Below are 16,909 nucleotides of genomic sequence, written 5' to 3'. Positions count from 1 at the left end.
CGATATTGCCTCAAGCTAAAATAGGCAGCTATGAAATTCCGTAATCCAATTAGCCAACGCATTGAAGTCGTAAAAGAAGCATTTCTATGGTGTTTGTTATTTGGTCCAATATATTTTCTATATAAAAGGGCGTGGTTACACGCAATTATCAGTCTTCTTCTGCTCTTTCCTACGGGGGGAGTGTCATGGTTAATTTATCCCTTCTTTGCTCGCAGAATAGTAGTTAAACAATATAAGAAAAAGGGATGGCAAGAGATTTAGAAGAATGAAAAATTGAAAGTTGGTGCCTTAGCTTTTGCCAATATCTGGTTTTGGCTCTAAAAGGTTTTTTGTTAATACTTTTTTGGATTATGAACTATATCGTGCCTTACTGGACTTGGTATCTTCTCTATACATGGACCTATTGGAATTATGAGTCACCCTGACGCCACCGCCTATAATTACTGCGCCTTGCCGCTGGCGGCGTATGCCTGTCGGCCCGATGAGAGCAATGGCCGCATCCATGCCGAGCCGGACAGCGCGCACCGCACGGCTTTCCAGCGCGACCGCGACCGGATCATCCATTCCAGTGCGTTCCGCCGCCTGAAATACAAAACACAGGTCTTCGTTTATCACGAGGGGGATCATTACCGCACGCGCCTGACGCATACGCTTGAGGTCGCGCAGATCACGCGGTCGATTGCGCGGGCGCTGATGGTCAATGAGGATCTGGCGGAGGGGATTGCGCTGGCCCATGATCTTGGCCATACGCCCTTCGCGCATATCGGGGAGGAGTATCTGCAGGCCTGCATGAAAGATTACGGCGGGTTCGATCATAACGACCAGAGCTTGCGCGTCCTGACGACACTGGAGCGCAAATATCCGAAATGGAACGGGCTGAATCTGACGTGGGAGACGCTGGAGGGCGTGGTCAAGCATAACGGGCCGCTGACAACGCCGCCGCATATCGCCGTGCGGGAATTGCAGGCGCAGACGGATTTGCGGCTGTCCACTTATGCCTCCGTCGAGGCGCAGGTCGCGGCGCTGTCGGACGATATCGCGTATAACAACCACGATGTCGAGGACGGGCTGCGGGCGGGGATGTTTACCATTGCCGATCTTGAAAAGCTCTCCCTGCTCGGCGGGATTATCGATTCGGTGCGCCGCGACTATCCGGGGATCGAGGAGCGTTACCTCGTGCAGGAGATGATCCGCGCCATGATCGGCGCGATGGTTGAGGATGTTTTGACCGAGACGCGGGCACGGCTGGCGGCGCTCAAGCCGAAAACGACGGAGGATATCCGCATGGCGGGGCGGCCGATGGTGGCGTTCTCTGAGACTATGCGGGATCATGTGGACGCGCTGCGCGGGTTTCTTTACGAGCGGATGTACCGCCATTACACGATGCGGCGGATATGGCTGAAGGTCGAGCGGATCGTGACCGACCTGTTTGGAGCTTTCCACAAGAATTATCTGCTGTTGCCGGATAACTGGCAGGCGCGGATTTTGGAGGCGGGGGCGGAGGCGGATGACGCGCTGCGGGCGCGGATCGTGGCGGATTACATCGCCGGGATGACCGACCGTTACGCCATACGGGAGCATGAAAGGCTTTTTGACCTTTACTGGGATTTGCGGTAATAATCGTGGGTCACACCCCGAGTTGATTCGCACTGATACCGCCCATGCCGCATACCTTCCCTCAACGGAGCATATTATGACTAAGGATAACCATTTCCAGCAGTACGGCTATGACCATTACCTGAAAAGCCCGAAAAGGCCGCAGGCCATTGACGACGAGGGCGGTTCGCGGTTCGGGCCGGGGCTGACGACGGCGGCGCTGTTGCTGGTCGGGGCGGTGTTCGCCGGGGTGATTGTTATGTCCTATCCCTCCGCCAATAATCGGCGCGGGGAGATTCCCATCGTGAAGGCCGATCTGCGTCCGATCAAGAGTGAGCCGGAGGAACGGGGGGGGATGGATATCCCCAACAGCGAGAGCACGATTCTGGCGCGTGTGGGCGAGGCGCCGATCCAGGGGCAGAAGGACGAGATTGAAAACCTGCTTGATTCTCCCGACGAGGCGATGCCGAGCAAGGAGCAGGCCATGCAGGAGGCTTTGGGCGAGGAGGTTTACCGTTCCGCCGAGGGCGAGGTGAAGCCGCAGGATGTGATCCAGAAAATCGACGAGAACAGCCAGCAGATCGCCGCGACTGAACCCGCTTCGGGCGAGGCCGTCGATCCGATGACCCTGCACCGGGCGGGGACATCCCCCGAAACCAAGGATTTCGTGCAGAGCGTTCTGAACAAGGAAAAGGGGGCGGATACCCCTGCCGTTCCTGAGGTGAGGGAGGCCGAGATCGCGCCGCCGCCGATTGATGTGCGGGCTATCGATATCCAGCAGCCCGATCCCGAGGCGGAGGCTGCCCCGGCCCCTGCGCCCGAGAATCTGGCGACGACCGAGGAAAAAGCCGAGGAAATGAGCCAGATCGAGCCGACGTCGGGCCTGTCTTCCGCGCCGAAATTCAAGGCAACGTCCGGCACCTATTATGTCCAGTTGGCCAGTATCCAGAACCGCGGAGCGACGGAAAAAGAGTGGCGCAAGCTGCAGAAGAAATATGGCGCCACCATCAGTGAGCTGAAATACCGGGTGCAGGAAGCCAGCCTCGACCGCGGCACCTTCTACCGGATTCAGGCCGGACCGATCAGCAAGGACAGCGCGGATGAGATTTGCCGCGAGATCAAGGCGATTACGCCGGTCGGCTGTCTGGTCGTCAAAAAATGATTGCGGGGAAAACCGATTTCAGCCGGGGGGCGGAGAGGGCTCTGGCCACGACCTTCGCGCCTGCCGGACCTGTTCTGACTCCTGCTGAAAAATCCCTGTTCCGGTCCGCCGATCCGCTGGGTTTTATTCTCTTTGCGCGGAATTGCGAAAACCCGCAGCAGCTTTATGCGCTTGTGCAATCTCTGAAGGAAACTGTGGGGCGCGACTGTCCGGTCCTGATCGATCAGGAGGGGGGGCGGGTGCAGCGATTACGGCCGCCGCACTGGCGCGACTTTCAATCGTTCCGGCATTTCGGCGAACGCTATGAAACACAACCGGATGAGGCGCTGGAGGATTTGCGGTTCGAGACGCTGCGGATTGCCGAAAGCCTGATTGAACTCGGCATTAACGTGAATTGCACGCCTGTTCTCGACCTGATTTTCGAGGGGTGCCACGATGTGATCGGCGACCGTTCGTTTTCGTCGGATCCGGCCATCGCGGGGCGGCTGGGGCTGTCCGTCTGCCGTCATTTGCTCAAGGCGGGGATTACTCCGGTGATCAAGCATCTTCCGGGGCACGGGCGGGCGAAGGCGGACAGTCATCTTGAGCTTCCGGTGGTCGAGGTCGATGCGGGGGAATTAAGGCTTACGGATTTCGCGCCGTTCAAGCAGGTCGCCCGGTCGGAGGCGGGGCAGGCCGTGTGGGGGATGACCGCGCATATTGTCTATCCCGCTTTGGATAAGGATAATCCGGCGACTCTGTCTTCGCGGATCATTTCGGACATCATTCGGGAGGAGATCGGTTTTGACGGGTTTCTGGTGGGGGACGACCTCGATATGAAGGCGCTGGACCCCTATGGTTCCCTGCCTGAGCGGGCGTCGGCGTGCCTTAAGGCGGGGTGCGATCTGGCGCTTTATTGCAAGGGGGAGTTCGATGTCATGGAAAAACTGGCGGAAAACCTGCCTAAAATCAGCCAAAACGCGCTTATCCGCTTGAAAAACGCCTCGGAAAGCGGGAACATAGCGGCATGAGTGCTGATGCTGCCATCAATGAGTCTATTCCTGCCGCGCCGGAGGTTTCCGGTTCTTCGGCGGCTGTGGCTTTTTCGGAAGACCCGCCGCGGGTGACGGGGCCGCGTCTGGCGGACGAGGTCGATACGCTTTTGCTCAATATCGATGGCTATGAGGGGCCGATTGATATTTTGCTGGAGCTTGCGCGCAAGCAGAAGGTCGATCTGGCGAAAATCTCGATCCTGCAACTCGTGCGCCAGTATCTTGTTTTCATCGAGCGGGCGAAGGCTTTGAATCTCGAACTCGCCGCCGAGTATCTGGTGATGGCGGCGTGGCTGACGTATCTCAAGTCTCGGCTTTATCTGCCCCGCGACGAAAATTCCGAGGAGCCGAGTGCGGAGGAAATGGCCGGGGCACTGCAATTCCAGTTGCAACGGCTGGAGGCCATGCAAAAATGCGCGGAACAGCTATTTACCCTGCCCAAACTGGGGCAGCAGGTTTTTGCCCGCGGCATGACCGAAGGTGTGCGGACCGAAGTCACAACGCATTGGGAGGTCAATCTTTATGACCTGCTCAAGGCTTACGGCGATATTCGGGCGCGGCAGGAGAATCAAACCTACGATATGCCGACCTTCAGTCTGATGTCTTCCGACGAGGCGTTGGAGCGGCTTTCGAAGATGCTCGGCGCACTGCCCCGCAGCGGACAGCAGAGCGTGTGGGCGACGCTGCAGAGTTTCCTCCCCGAGGATTTGCAGGACAGTCTTTATAAACGCTCGGTTCTGGCGTCCACCTTTACGGCGGGTCTGGAACTGGCGAAGCAGGGGCGGCTGGAAATCCGGCAGGATGGGCTGTTTCGGCCTATTTACGTGCGGAGCGTTCCGGTGCAAGCGGAGGTGGCTGATGGCTGATCCGATGAATAAACGCCTCCTTGAGGCTTTGTTGTTCGCTTCGCCGGAGCCTCTGGCGACGCGGGAGTTGCATGAGCGGATGCCCGAGGGATCGGATGTCGGCGGTCTTTTGATGGCGCTTCGCAAGGAATACGAGGGGCGCGGCATTGAACTCGTCGAGCGCGAGGGGGCGTGGGCGTTCCGCACGGCGCCGGACCTTGCCGAGAGCCTGACCCTTCAACGGCAGGTGGCGCGGAAGCTTTCACGGGCGGCGATGGAGACTCTGGCCATCGTTGCCTATCACCAGCCGATCACACGGGCGGAGATCGAGAATATTCGCGGTGTTCAGACCCATAAGGGGACGCTGGACGCCTTGATGGAAATGGGCTGGATCAAGCCGGGGCGGCGGCGCGAGGCACCCGGTCGGCCCCTGACATGGGTGACGACGACCGGCTTTATGGATGCGTTCAGCCTTGAATCGCTCATGGACCTGCCGGGGATGGACGATCTGAAGGCGGCGGGGCTTCTGGATCGGCGTCCGGCGATCGAGGCTATTCCTCAAGCCGACCTGTTCTCTGGACAGAAGCGGATAGACGGGGTAGAAGGATTGTCACGCGCCGCCGACGAGGAATCCGAGGATGACGCCGTGGAAGAACTCCTTGAGGAGGTGACCTGATGTCCCCCGGTCCGCTGCAAATCCTGATTATTATCCTGCTGGTGTTCGTGCTGTTCGGTGCCAACCGTGTTCCGGGCATCATGGAAAACCTCGCCAAGGGGATCAACAGTTTCAAGAAGGGCTTGAAGGAGGGCGACCCCGAAAAGCCGCAAATCGGTCATGAAAAATCCGTTTCTCAGAAAGACCCTGCGAAGGTCAGGGACGAAGAATAATCCATGGATGTAGGCACGCTTTCCGTGCCGTGGTGGGCATCGCTTTACCTCGTCGTTCTCTTTGCCTTCACGGTGGCGGGCATTTTCGAAGACTGGAAAAAAACCCCCCGCGCCGCTTGCGCCTCGGCCATCTCCTGCTGTTTTTCCTTCGTGTTTGTGATTGGTTTCTTTCATCCCGACTGGGCGGGGAAATTCGGGTGGGTGCTGATTCCCATGCTGATTTACGGGCTGATGTGGGAGTTTTACGCCTCCGTTCAGGAAACCGGGCAGGCGGAGCAGGAGCTTAAAAGCTATGACGATCTCACGGACGATGAGAAATCCATGCTTTTGAACATGGCCATCGTTGCCAACGCTTTGGTGGTTGTGCCGGGGTATGTGGCTGGCTTAAAGTTATGCGTAGATTTGTTCCTTTAGCGGCGCTGGGTTTTATTTTCGCGTTTGGATGAGAGATTTCGATGCTGGATGTGGGTTGGCAGGAGCTTTTGCTGATCGCGGCGCTCGCGGTGATCCTGATCGGGCCGGAGGAATTGCCGAAGGTCATGGTGTTTTTCGGGCGGGTCGTACGGCGGATTCATTACGTTAAATATGCGCTGTCGCAGCAGTTCGATGATCTGATGCGGGAGGCCGATCTGGACGATCTGCGTAAGTCCGTGAATTTCGAGGAGAAGGATTTTAACGAGGCGGAGGCCGATGCGGAGGAGGATCCTCCTGCGGCCCCGCAGAATCCTGTTATGAAAAAAACGGAAGAGGGTGATGCATGACTTCCGTGAATCTGGAAAATGAAACTCTTGAGCATACAAAACAACCGTTGATGGGGCACCTGCTTGATCTTCGTAGGCGACTTATCTGGGTTTTTTCAACCATGTTTTTAAGTACGCTCATTTGTTATTTCTTTGTCAGTGATATATACAATTTTCTTGTGACGCCACTTGCGGAGGCGATGGGGCCGGGAGATACGAACCGGCTTATCTATACGAACCTGACCGAAGCTTTTTTCACCTATCTGAAAGTTGCGTTGTTTTCCGGTATCTTCATCACGTTTCCTGTTCTTTTGATTCAAGTCTGGATTTTTATTGCGCCCGGTCTTTATGAAAAAGAACGCAGGGCGTTTCTGCCGTTTCTGGCCGCGACGCCCGTATTATTTTTTCTTGGCGCGGCCTGTGTGTATTATTTTGTTCTTCCGATGGCCTGGCCATTTTTTCTGAGTTTTCAGGTGAGTGCGGAGGAGGCGGTGCTGCCGATACAATTAGAGGCGCGGGTCAGTGAGTATCTCGACCTGATCATGACTTTGATTTTCGCGTTCGGGTTGTGTTTTCAGATGCCGGTGTTCCTCACCCTGCTCGGATTTGTGGGAATCATCACACCGGACTGGCTTGCGAAGCAGAGGCGGTATATGATTATCCTCATCTTCACCGTCGCGGCGATCTTGACGCCGCCGGACGTTCTGAGTCAAATTCTGCTGGCTGTTCCCCTGATGGGGCTTTATGAACTCTCCATTCTCATGATCCGCATGGTCGCGCCGCACTCCGATGCAAACCCAGAGAATAAACCGCACAATGACACACACGCCGCTTAGCCTGTATTCGGAAAAGCTGCTGCGCGGAGAACTGCATCTCGATCCGGCGCAGGGCGCGGCGGTGAAATCGCTGCAACGGCTTTACGATGAACTTCTGGAGGCGGAGAAAAAGCCCCGGATGAGCTTTTTCGAGAAGGTTTCCGGCAAGGGCAAGGCGGAGGCGTCTCCTCTCGGGGTTTACCTGCATGGCGGGGTCGGGCGCGGCAAATCCATGCTGATGGATTTGTTTTTTTCCTGTCTGCCGCTGGCGATCGGCAAGCGGCGGGTGCATTTTCACGAATTCATGATCGAAGTGCATGATTACATCCATACGCGGCGGTCAGAGGATACGATCAACGGCGGGGCGGTGGATCAGGCGCTGCCTTCGCTGGGCGAGTTGATTTTTCAGAGATCGAAAGTGCTGTGCTTCGATGAATTTCATATTACCGATGTGGCGGATGCGATGATCCTCGGGCGGCTGTTCCGGCTGCTCTTCGAAAAGGGCGTGGTCGTGGTGGCGACCTCCAACTGGCCGCCGGATCGGCTGTATGAGGGCGGCTTGCAGCGCGAGCGGTTTTTGCCCTTTATCGCGCTGATGAAAGAAAAGATGGAGATCGTGCATCTGGACAGTCCGCACGATTACCGGGCGCGGGCGCTGGCCGAGGAGGGAACGTATTTCACGCCGCTGGGGCGGGCGACCGAGCAGAAGATGGACGCATTGTTCGGCCTTTTGACCGGACAGGCGCCGGCGCTGGAGGAAAAGCTGTTCGTCAAAGGGCGGCGGCTTCCGGTGCGGACGGCCAAGGGCGTGGCGCGGTTTACCTTTTCGCAACTCTGCGAGCAGCCGCTGGGGGCGGAGGATTACGTGACGATTGCGCGGAATTTCCATACGGTCCTGCTGGAAAACGTTCCAGCGCTGAAATACGATCGGCGGAACGAGGCGAAGCGGCTGATGAACCTCATCGACGCGCTTTACGACAAGCGGGTGCGGGTGGTGATTTCGGCTGAGACGCGGCCCGAGAAGCTTTATGCCGGGCACGATCACAGTTTCGAGTTCCAGCGCACCATCTCCCGCCTGCAGGAAATGCAGAGCGAGGGGTATCCTTAGGGCAATAATCGCAGTTTTTCTAAAGACCTGTAAGCACGGGTTTTCTGCGATGTGGAGGCAGGAAAGAAAAAATTCGAAACAGGAATATATTCACAATTATATGCTTAGCTAATGATTCTTACTACGCCTAAATTTATTGTCTCTAGCCATGAGTAACGAAGATGAAAAGCTCCGTGATGCGGTTTTAAAAACCATGCTGAACACCCTGCCAAAGTCTTTGAAGGATAAAGCGGGTAAAAAATCTCTGGAAGCCAAGGAAAGCTTGGAATCTGACGGTACAGACTAAGATTATTTTCGGATTAATTTTTTATCTTTTTATTATCGCAGCTTCGTGATAATTTGATTCGTCGTTGACTATTTATTGGCAACGATGAAAGAGAACAGGCCACCCCGTGGTAACGAAAGTGGCCTGCTCGGTGCGGATGTAAATCCCGCTCCATTTCTCCGTAAGGAGAAACTGAAAGAAACTAAAAAGCCCTTATGGAAGGGGCTTAAATTTGAAACTCTCACGATCCTTATGGAAGGGATCGTAAACTGAGTTATGTGGGCCTGTGGGGAATCGAACCCCATTGCTGCAGGTGGGTAACTTGAGCACTAAACCATTAGCGGGTCCATAGTCGTGAATTGTAATCAAAGTTTAGGGCGGAGTCCAGCGGCTCCCCCTTTTCTTTTTTGTTGGTTAGTGTTTTTGATTGCGAGCAAGGTTACGCGTTGATTTTAGTCCCACGGTAAGTCAGTCTTTTGCCTTCGGCACCTTTGAGGCAAAGCAAGCCTTGGCTCAGGAGCACACACCTTTTCGCACGCCTAACGTGTTTTCATTTTGTCATGAATGGGCTTTTTTCTGTCAAGCCGAAAGCGGTTTTGGTTGGGTGGGCTTGCAGGTTCTAAATATCCTTCGGTTCCGTCGCCGTCATCGACGGGCGCTGGCTGAAGGTTTCATACCACTTCGCCAGTTTGGGGGCTTTGGAGGGCCAGTTCACCTCCGGCAGGCGGAAGGCGATGTAGCCCAGAGCGGCGCCGAAGGCGATCTGGCGGATGTCGATGGCCGCGCCGAAATCTGCGCTTTCGCTTTCCATGACGGGCAGGCAGCGGTCGATGGCCTTGAGGTGTTTATCGACGATTTTCTGGGAGATTCCGGTGTCGGTTCGGCGGCGTTCGTAAACAATCGCCACGCCCGATTCCATGACTCCGTTGGCCAAGGCTTCGGCCCGCATCGCGCGGAATTTTTCGATGCCGGAGGAGGGGTATAGCGGATTGTTCTTTGAAAGAGAGTCAAGATAGGCGCCGATCACCATGCTGTCGTAGAGGGATTCCCCGTTTTCAAGAAGCAGGGCGGGAATCGCGCCCAAGGGATTCGTTTTCTGCAATTCCGGCGGATTATCGGAGGGAGGAGCAATGACTTCAGAGATTTTATCCTGTAAGCCCTTTTCGAGCGCGACGATGCGGACCTTGCGGGCGTAGGGGGATGTGGGCGTATAGAAAAGCTTCATGGTCATGAGGGGGTTGCTCCGTTGTGATCCATTCAATTTATAAATTCTTCTTTCAACATACTGAAAAACACAAACGATTCAACCTGTCATGAATTTTGCATAGGGTTTTTGATTTGTTTTTATGCGGGGAGATGATTTTTATTCTCCGATCGGTTAGTGTGGTTTATGCAAAAATTCCTGAGTGTGTTTACGTGGCAGAAGAAGGACCGGGCGAACCGTTACGAGCGCGAGAAAAACATCGCGACGACCGGGACCGTTCCGCAGCGTTTAAGTCTGGCGAAGAGCCGCAAGACGCACCCGGAAATCCTCTATTTCCTCGCGCAGAATGACCCGGATGCGGGCGTCCGGCAGGCGGTGGCCAATAATGAAACCATGCCCGTCCATGTCTCGCCCTTTCTGGCGCGGGACCAGAGCCCGGATGTGCGGTTGGCGCTGGCGGCGCGGCTGGTGTCGCTTTTGCCTTCCATCAGCACGGACAAGCAGTCGCAGCTTTATGCCTTCGCGGTGCAGGCGCTGGGGACACTGGCGCTGGATGAGGTTCTGAAAATCCGGCTGGCGCTGTCCAGCACCCTGAAAGATCATGCCTATGCGCCGCCGAAAGTGGCGGCGGAACTGGCGCGGGATGTGGAGCGGGATGTGTCCGAGCCGATTTTGCGCTTTTGCGCGGCGCTGTCGGACCGCGATTTGCTCGATATCCTCAAGAGCCATCCAGCGAGTTGGGTTGTTCAGGCGATTGCGGGGCGCAGCACCGTCAGCAAAATGGTCTCGGCGGCGGTCATTAACGTGGATGATATCACCGGCGGGAAGGTGCTGCTGCGTAACCGCGGGGCGGATATTGCGCTGGAGACTTTGCAGAAAATCGTCGAGCGGGCGCGGGACTACAAGGATTGGCAGGAGTCGGTGGCCGTGCGGCCCTTTCTGCCGTTCGCCCTGGCGAAAGAGTTGGCGGAATTCGTGGATGCGGCTGTGCGCGACCTTCTCATGCAGCGGCCGGATTTCGACGGGGCGATGGCGGAGGAAATCTCCGAGGTCTTCCGGCGGCGGCTGGATTTCATCCGCGGGGATTCCAAAAAGCCGGAAACAGTCGAGCAGCGCGTCAAGCGCATGGCGAAGAAGGGTGAGCTGACCGATGAGGCCATCACGGATGCGCTGGCTGTGCGGGAGACCGATTTCGTGTATGCGGCGCTGGCGCATCTGGCCGGGGTGGCGGAGGCGACGCTGAAGGATCTCTTTGAGGCGCGGTCGGCCAAGCCGATCGTGGCGCTCTGCTGGAAAGCGGGGCTGTCGATGCGGACGGCGCTGACCCTGCAACGCGATCTGGCGCAGGTGCCGCCAAAAAATCTTTTATATCCGAAGGGCGGCACGGACTATCCGATGACCGAGGAAGAACTGGAGTGGCAGCTTGATTTTCTGGGCGTGGCGAAGAAATAAGGGAATTCTTTCATGCGGTTTCTGATTTTTGCGCTTGTACTTTTTCTCTCCGGCCCCGCGTTCGCGCAGATGCCCTTTGAATGGACGATGTGTTCCACGGACTCCGATTGCCGGATCGTCGGCGGAGGCTGTTACCTAGGCGCCGTGAACAAGGATTATGTTACGCAGGGGACAAAGTACGCGAACGATATCAATGCGCGGGTCGAATGTATCCGCTATATGGACCCGCTGAAGGCGCGGGCGGAGTGCTACAAGCCGCCTAAACCCTGCCCGCCCGAGGCAATGTGCCCCGAGCAGGCGCCATCCTGCCGGACGGTTGAGTAATCTTGTGTTCTTGTCATCTCCTGCCGAAGGGTGCTAGTCTCCTTCACGTTTCATAAAAGATTTGTTTCCACTTCACTTCAAGGAGAATTGCCCATGAAAAAACTGCTTGTCACAACCTTGCTGGCCGGAACGCTGGCGTTTGCCGTTCCCACGCTGGGCTTTGCGGAAGAAACCGCCGCTCCTGCGACCGAGGCGGCTCCTGCCACAGAAGCCGCTCCTCCTGCGACTGAGGCGGCTCCTGCCGGACCGAGCGCCGAGGAAATGGCCAAGATGATGGCGATGATGCAGCCGGGCGAGATGCACAAGAAGCTGGAAACGCTGGTCGGTTCCTGGACCTATACGTCCACCATGCAGATGACGGCGGATGCTCCGGTCGAACAATCCTCCGGCACGTCGGAGAATACGATGGTGTTCGGCGGACGGTTCCTGAAGATGGCGGTCAAGGGCACGATGAAAATGAACGGGCAGGATGTTCCCTTCGACGGCGAGGCGCTGACCGGGTATGACAATATCGCGCAGCAGTTCCAGAATGTCTGGTACGACAGCTTTGCGACCAGCATGATGACCGGCACGGGCACGTTTGACGAGGCGACCCAGACGATCAAGGAAGAGGCCACGGCGAGTTGCCCCATGACCGGGGGCAAGCGCAGCTTCCGCAACGAGACGAAGTTCATCGACGCCGATCATTTCAGCTATACGATGCATTCCGCCGACCCGAAAACCGGCGCGGAATACAAGATGATGGAGATCCAGTATTCACGGGTGAAGTGAGGCTGATTTTCTGAGATTTAAAGAGCGGCGGCTTCGTCAGGGGCCGCCGTTACCTGTAGTTGCTCTTTATGTTGAGACTGTAAATTAAAAATATTATATTAATATGTTATTTTTAAATGATAATTTGATCTAGATATATAATGTAAAGGCGTATGTATGAGGATAAGTAGCACCATTATATTTGGGCTGTTGGTTAATTTTTACAATTTTGTTAGAATGGTCGGTGTTTGTGCCAATCAACAACACTTCTAGTTAACGCCATGTCCATTGCACTCGCAGAGAAGCAAGCTGAAGTAGATAGGAACTATGAGGCATTTAGAAAGATTCTTCCAAATCTTATGAAGACTCATGTCGGGCGTTTTGCGGTTATGCGGCATGAAGAGCCTGTTGCCTTCTTTGATACTATAAGAGATGCCATGGTTTATGCTGTGAACACGTATGAAGATGGCCTGTTTTCTGTACAAGAGGTTACTCAAAAGCCTGTAGATTTAGGGTGGTTTTCTCATGCCTCGGATTGCGGGTCCGTTTGATCCAAAAAACGGGGTTTATATTGATGTTTTTATCAGCAAACCCCTGAGCACATACAACGAAGAAGATGCAGAGCGTTCAAAGCGCAAGCTCAGTATGCTTGTCGATAGTGGAGCGTCCAGAACTGCTATCAGTCCTGTCATCGCTCAGGAAATTGGTCTTGTTCCTATCGGGCGCAAGCCATTGAGGTCAGCTACTGGTGAGGTTAAAGCCAAACAGTATCACGCCGACCTTACCTGCGAGCTTTTTGTGCCATGTTTATATCTTCCCGATTTAAGCATTATTGAATTTGATTTCGGTTTGGGCTGGAGAGACGGATTTTTGGGCAGGGATTTTTTGGAAAAAGTTATTTTTGAGACAAATGGGCCTGGCCGTACGTTTTCAATAACGATTTAGGTTTTAGAGATTTGAGAGACTTTGTTTGCAAGTTTCTCGCTATTTGTTGGTCCTTATCCACCCTTGCCCGAATCGCGGGGAACGGCTAGGATTCTTCCCGTTGAAGTTTTCACTATTCTCTTATTTCACGAAAGGTTTTTCCCATGAAAGCTCCCGTCAGAGTTGCCGTTACAGGCGCAGCCGGACAGATCGGCTACGCTCTTTTGTTCCGTATCGCGTCGGGGGAGATGCTGGGCAAGGACCAGCCCGTCATCCTGCATCTGCTGGAGATCACGCCCGCGCTGCCTGCGCTGGAGGGTGTTATCATGGAACTCAAGGATTGCGCGTTCCCGCTGCTGGAGGGGGTTGTCGCCACCGATAACGTCAACGTGGCCTTCAAGGACGTCGATTATGCTTTACTGGTCGGGGCGCGGCCGCGTGGGCCGGGGATGGAGCGCAAGGATTTGCTGGAGGCGAACGGGGCGATTTTCGCGCCGCAGGGCAAGGCACTGAACGAACACGCCAAGCGCAATGTCAAGGTTCTGGTTGTCGGCAATCCGGCCAATACCAACGCGCTGATCGCGCAGCAGAACGCGCCGGACCTGAAGGCGTCGTGCTTTACGGCCATGGTGCGGCTCGATCATAACCGGGCGATCAGCAAGCTTTCGGAGAAGACGGGCATCCATACCACTAAAATCAAGAAGGTCATTATCTGGGGCAATCACAGCTCGACGCAGTATCCCGACCTGCACCACGCCAAAGTGGACGGCAAAAGCGCGCTGACGCTGGTGGATAAGGACTGGTACGCGAATGCTTTCATCCCCGAAGTGCAGCAGCGCGGGGCGGCGATCATCAAGGCGCGGGGCGCCTCCTCGGCGGCTTCGGCGGCGGCGGCGGCGATCGACCATATGAAAAGCTGGGCGCTGGGGACTCCCCGCGGCGACTGGGTTTCGATGGCGGTGCCCTCAGACGGATCGTACGGCATCAAGCCGGGCGTGATTTTCGGTTATCCCGTGACGTGTAAAGACGGGGCTTATGAGATCGTGCAGGGGCTTTCGATCAAGAAATTCTCACAGGCGCGGATCGACGCGACCGAAAAGGAATTGCGCGAGGAGCGGGCCGGGGTCGAGCATCTGTTCAAAGGCCGGATGGCGGCGGAGTAAAGGGCGGCACCTCTTCGCCTGTCATTTCTCCTGTTATTTCTCCGGCGGCGCTTTCGGGCAGGCTGAGCAGGGCGAGTTCCTGTTCCGGTCTGCAGATGTTCTCCTGCGGCTTTGATTCCGGCGGCGCGGCGGTTTCTTGCGGCGTCAACGGGTCGAGCATAAATGAAAGATGCAGGTCTTTTTGGGCGGCCTCTTTGGCGGCTTCGCTTTGCGTGGCGGGTTCGTAGGGCGGGACGGGCTCAAAACGGCCGCAGCCGTTCGCGCTTCCGTAATCCGCCATGATTTTAGCCAGACGCAGGCGGGCGGCCATTACGCGGTTCTCATACTGTTCGAAGACCTGCGCGGCGTTCAGGGCTTCTCCGTCCTCATCGTAGAAAAATACGCGGTTGTTTTCGGCGGCGGCCAGAAAGTCCGGGTTATCCGGGTCGGCGAGTTTTTTCTTCGAGCGTCCATTTTTCAGGCTATAGAGTTTTTCGGCGAGGCCGAGGCCGAGCATATGCACGATGTAATGATCGGTCAGGGTAATGGCGCGGTTTTTCCTGAATTTTTTGATTTCGCCGCTTTCCTCTGCAATCTGATAGCTTTTGATCAGGGCGGAGACGTAAGGATCGAAGCGTAAATCGAGGATTTCGGTTTTCAGGCGCTCCCTTCCGGCCTCGAAAGAGGGCAGGCCGGAACCGTTCAATTTAATCGCTTCCGCGTAATCGGGGTAGCCCGCCTTTGCGCCGTATTTATGGATGAGGTTGAGCCAGGTGGACTCAATATATTGAAACGTGCCGCGGGCGGTCGAGCTTTCGGCGAAGTTGAGCTGGCCGAGATTGCTTTCCATCATGGCCTTGAGGATCAGCAATTCGAAGTCCGTTCCGGTCTGGACGCTGGCGTCATAAAGGGCGGAGATGAATTGCGGGTCGCGGCCTTTTTTGAGGAAATGACCGCGCAGGGCGGTGGCCAGATGAACGGCGTTGCGGTCCTGACGGATCAGGTTCACCTTGATGCCGTATTTTGAATTGAGGCTTCTGCCCATGATGATGAGCGGGCAAGAGGTGCCGGAGGCGGGGGCTTTTTGTGTTTTCGCGCCTTTGACCTTGATGTGCAGGGGCGGCTTCCGTTCGATGGCGTGGGACGGAAGGGGCAAAACGAACGATAGCGAAAGGAACGCGAGTGCGAAAATCTGTGCGGCTTTCATCGGGTTTTTTCGGGTTGTGAAAAACGATCATACAGGGCGCGGGCGTCCGCGCAAGGGTACAGATATTTTATGTAAAAAATATGAACAGAGTCTTAACCCGATCAATCCCGAAATATGGCGGTTTATGTGGGTCTGACCGTCGTCGGGTTGGGGGTGATACCCGGTGCTGGGGTTTCAGTTCTGGCGGCGAGGGCCACCTGATCGGTGCCGCCGGCACCCTGCGTCGCCGTGTAGACGGGGGTCAGGCCGTCACGTCCAGCGCTTGGGGGCCGCGTGGTTTGATCGACGCCGTTGGGGAAGCCGGCGGCGGCTAGAGTCGTTGTTTGACCCTGTCTTTCCGCCTTGGCGATTAAATCGCGGCTCCAGTAGTTGGAGTCTATTTTAGTCACGTAATCGAATGTCTGGTTACGCCAGAGATTCGCGCTGCCGACCCCTAATTGCGCTCGCTGCTGGCCGGCGAAATTCATCCAATCCTCGACGGTGATCCTCGATCCGGGGGTGCGGCTGGAGACCCATTCAACGGCTTTTTCGCCCCCGTTGTAGGCGACGAGTGCGAGTTGCTGGCTGCCGACGCGGTCGGTCAGGTGGCGCATGAAGCGGGCGGAGGCCTCGATGGATTTGGTTGGGTCGCGGAAATCGGCTTCGGTATTCAATCCCCATTTGCCCTGGTGGAAGGGCATGAATTGACCGATGCCCTTGGCGCCTGCGCCGGAGGTGGCGTTGGGGTTAAATCTTGATTCCTGCCAGAGCTGGTTGGCCAGAAGGTTGCCGTCCAGCCCGTGTCTTTGGGCGGCGGCGAAGGTCATCTGCACGTAATTGTTGATCGTGGTATTTTTCTGCATCGCCTGAACGAGGTCCGGGTTCAGGAGGGTCGGGCCGCGATTGGTGCGGAGCAGGTCGGCTACGGGGACGCTCGGTGCCCTCGAATAATCGACGTTAGCCGGATTGACCGAGCCATATGTTCTGGAGGCGGCGTCTTGGGCGGAGAGGCGTCCCGAACTCACATCCGATACGGTTTGCCGGAACGTACCGACGTCGAGGCCGAGCCATTTCGCAAAGCTGCTTGAGGTGTTCTCGTCCTTCAGACCTTCATTGCCGTTTTCGAGTGCTCCGAACAGCATGGCTAGAAGAAGGATTAGGCCGCCGTTTTGCTCTTGTTGCTGTTGGTTTCGCAACATATTGCGCCGCTCTTCTTCCCTCCGGCGTTTTACAATGTCGCTTTCTATGGCGTTGGGATCGGCGGCGGCGGCTGTTGATGGTTGCTGTGCCTCTATAGCCAGAGGATCCTGGGGTGCTATGGGCTGACTTTCAGGGGGCGTTGCCGGGACAGAGCCCGTGTCACCAGATGGCGTTACGGGCTGCGGTGCAGCGGTTACCGTTGGATTTTGGACGTCATTCGCCATAGTCATCACCCTATTATCTTATCCCAATGCGGCGCGGTTTTTTACGGTGCGCC

Annotated in this window: 21 protein-coding genes; 18 read left to right on the top strand and 3 right to left on the bottom strand. The window is 56.0% G+C overall.

The window, feature by feature from the left end; translation table 11 throughout:
• Positions 1-30 precede the first annotated feature (30 nt).
• The 12 genes from IPN28_11605 (at position 31) to IPN28_11550 (ending at position 8,471) form a co-directional block, all read left to right on the top strand.
• Positions 31-261: a DUF2628 domain-containing protein gene (locus IPN28_11605; GenBank protein ID QQS56891.1), complete on the top strand. Its 231-nt coding sequence runs from the start codon at positions 31-33 to the stop codon at positions 259-261.
• A gap of 150 nt (positions 262-411) precedes the next feature.
• Positions 412-1,617: a deoxyguanosinetriphosphate triphosphohydrolase gene (locus IPN28_11600; GenBank protein QQS56890.1), complete on the top strand. Its 1,206-nt coding sequence runs from the start codon at positions 412-414 to the stop codon at positions 1,615-1,617.
• Positions 1,618-1,693: 76 nt separating this feature from the next.
• Positions 1,694-2,758, top strand: a complete 1,065-nt coding sequence (locus IPN28_11595) for an SPOR domain-containing protein (protein ID QQS56889.1) — start codon at positions 1,694-1,696, stop codon at positions 2,756-2,758.
• Complete coding sequence (nagZ, locus tag IPN28_11590; protein ID QQS56888.1) at positions 2,755-3,768, top strand: beta-N-acetylhexosaminidase; 1,014 nt, start codon at positions 2,755-2,757, stop codon at positions 3,766-3,768. Before IPN28_11595 ends, nagZ begins: the two co-directional genes overlap by 4 nt.
• Positions 3,765-4,655 (top strand): segregation/condensation protein A, encoded by an 891-nt coding sequence (locus IPN28_11585; GenBank protein ID QQS56887.1) that lies wholly within the window; start codon positions 3,765-3,767, stop codon positions 4,653-4,655. Before nagZ ends, IPN28_11585 begins: the two co-directional genes overlap by 4 nt.
• Positions 4,648-5,310, top strand: coding sequence for an SMC-Scp complex subunit ScpB (gene scpB, locus IPN28_11580; protein QQS56886.1), 663 nt, complete (start codon positions 4,648-4,650; stop codon positions 5,308-5,310). Before IPN28_11585 ends, scpB begins: the two co-directional genes overlap by 8 nt.
• The gene (locus IPN28_11575; GenBank protein QQS56885.1) at positions 5,310-5,522 is read left to right on the top strand and encodes a twin-arginine translocase TatA/TatE family subunit; all 213 of its coding nucleotides are present in this window, start codon (positions 5,310-5,312) and stop codon (positions 5,520-5,522) included. Before scpB ends, IPN28_11575 begins: the two co-directional genes overlap by 1 nt.
• Before the next feature lie 3 nt (positions 5,523-5,525).
• Positions 5,526-5,936 carry a hypothetical protein gene (locus IPN28_11570; GenBank protein ID QQS56884.1) on the top strand — a complete coding sequence of 137 codons (411 nt, stop codon included), beginning with the start codon at positions 5,526-5,528 and terminating at the stop codon, positions 5,934-5,936.
• A 41-nt stretch (positions 5,937-5,977) separates the two neighbouring features.
• A complete protein-coding gene (locus IPN28_11565) occupies positions 5,978-6,283 on the top strand; it encodes a hypothetical protein (GenBank protein QQS56883.1) in 306 nt (101 codons plus the stop codon).
• On the top strand, positions 6,280-7,098 hold the full coding sequence (gene tatC / locus IPN28_11560) for a twin-arginine translocase subunit TatC (GenBank protein QQS56882.1): 819 nt from the start codon (positions 6,280-6,282) through the stop codon (positions 7,096-7,098). Before IPN28_11565 ends, tatC begins: the two co-directional genes overlap by 4 nt.
• The gene (locus IPN28_11555) at positions 7,079-8,185 is read left to right on the top strand and encodes an AFG1 family ATPase (GenBank protein QQS56881.1); all 1,107 of its coding nucleotides are present in this window, start codon (positions 7,079-7,081) and stop codon (positions 8,183-8,185) included. Before tatC ends, IPN28_11555 begins: the two co-directional genes overlap by 20 nt.
• Positions 8,186-8,333: 148 nt before the next feature.
• On the top strand, positions 8,334-8,471 hold the full coding sequence (locus IPN28_11550) for a hypothetical protein (protein QQS56880.1): 138 nt from the start codon (positions 8,334-8,336) through the stop codon (positions 8,469-8,471).
• Between the two features lie 598 nt (positions 8,472-9,069).
• Here IPN28_11550 and IPN28_11545 read toward each other — a convergent pair.
• Complete coding sequence (locus IPN28_11545; protein ID QQS56879.1) at positions 9,070-9,681, bottom strand: glutathione S-transferase N-terminal domain-containing protein; 612 nt, start codon at positions 9,679-9,681, stop codon at positions 9,070-9,072.
• A 159-nt stretch (positions 9,682-9,840) separates the two neighbouring features.
• On the opposite strand from IPN28_11545, the gene IPN28_11540 reads away from it, so the two are divergent.
• The 6 genes from IPN28_11540 to IPN28_11515 all read left to right on the top strand — a co-directional run bounded on the left by IPN28_11540 (position 9,841) and on the right by IPN28_11515 (position 14,267).
• On the top strand, positions 9,841-11,106 hold the full coding sequence (locus tag IPN28_11540; GenBank protein QQS56878.1) for a DUF2336 domain-containing protein: 1,266 nt from the start codon (positions 9,841-9,843) through the stop codon (positions 11,104-11,106).
• 12 nt (positions 11,107-11,118) lie between these two features.
• On the top strand, positions 11,119-11,430 hold the full coding sequence (locus tag IPN28_11535) for a hypothetical protein (GenBank protein QQS56877.1): 312 nt from the start codon (positions 11,119-11,121) through the stop codon (positions 11,428-11,430).
• A 93-nt stretch (positions 11,431-11,523) separates the two neighbouring features.
• Complete coding sequence (locus IPN28_11530; GenBank protein ID QQS56876.1) at positions 11,524-12,201, top strand: DUF1579 domain-containing protein; 678 nt, start codon at positions 11,524-11,526, stop codon at positions 12,199-12,201.
• A gap of 260 nt (positions 12,202-12,461) precedes the next feature.
• On the top strand, positions 12,462-12,731 hold the full coding sequence (locus tag IPN28_11525) for a hypothetical protein (protein ID QQS56875.1): 270 nt from the start codon (positions 12,462-12,464) through the stop codon (positions 12,729-12,731).
• The gene (locus IPN28_11520) at positions 12,706-13,125 is read left to right on the top strand and encodes a clan AA aspartic protease (GenBank protein QQS56874.1); all 420 of its coding nucleotides are present in this window, start codon (positions 12,706-12,708) and stop codon (positions 13,123-13,125) included. The genes IPN28_11525 and IPN28_11520 overlap by 26 nt, the downstream gene beginning before the upstream one ends.
• Positions 13,126-13,268: 143 nt before the next feature.
• Positions 13,269-14,267: a malate dehydrogenase gene (locus IPN28_11515; GenBank protein QQS56873.1), complete on the top strand. Its 999-nt coding sequence runs from the start codon at positions 13,269-13,271 to the stop codon at positions 14,265-14,267.
• Here the strand turns inward: IPN28_11515 and IPN28_11510 are convergent.
• Positions 14,242-15,453, bottom strand: a complete 1,212-nt coding sequence (locus IPN28_11510; protein ID QQS56872.1) for a hypothetical protein — start codon at positions 15,451-15,453, stop codon at positions 14,242-14,244. The two genes, IPN28_11515 and IPN28_11510, sit on opposite strands and share 26 nt — an antisense overlap.
• Before the next feature lie 122 nt (positions 15,454-15,575).
• Positions 15,576-16,856, bottom strand: a complete 1,281-nt coding sequence (locus tag IPN28_11505; GenBank protein QQS56871.1) for a lytic transglycosylase domain-containing protein — start codon at positions 16,854-16,856, stop codon at positions 15,576-15,578.
• Positions 16,857-16,909: the final 53 nt, after the last annotated feature.

Source organism: Alphaproteobacteria bacterium (assembly GCA_016699735.1).
GTDB lineage: Bacteria > Pseudomonadota > Alphaproteobacteria > Micavibrionales > Micavibrionaceae > JAGNKE01.
The sequence above is the reverse complement of the archived record's forward strand: the minus strand, read 5'-3'. Positions and strand labels throughout refer to the sequence as shown.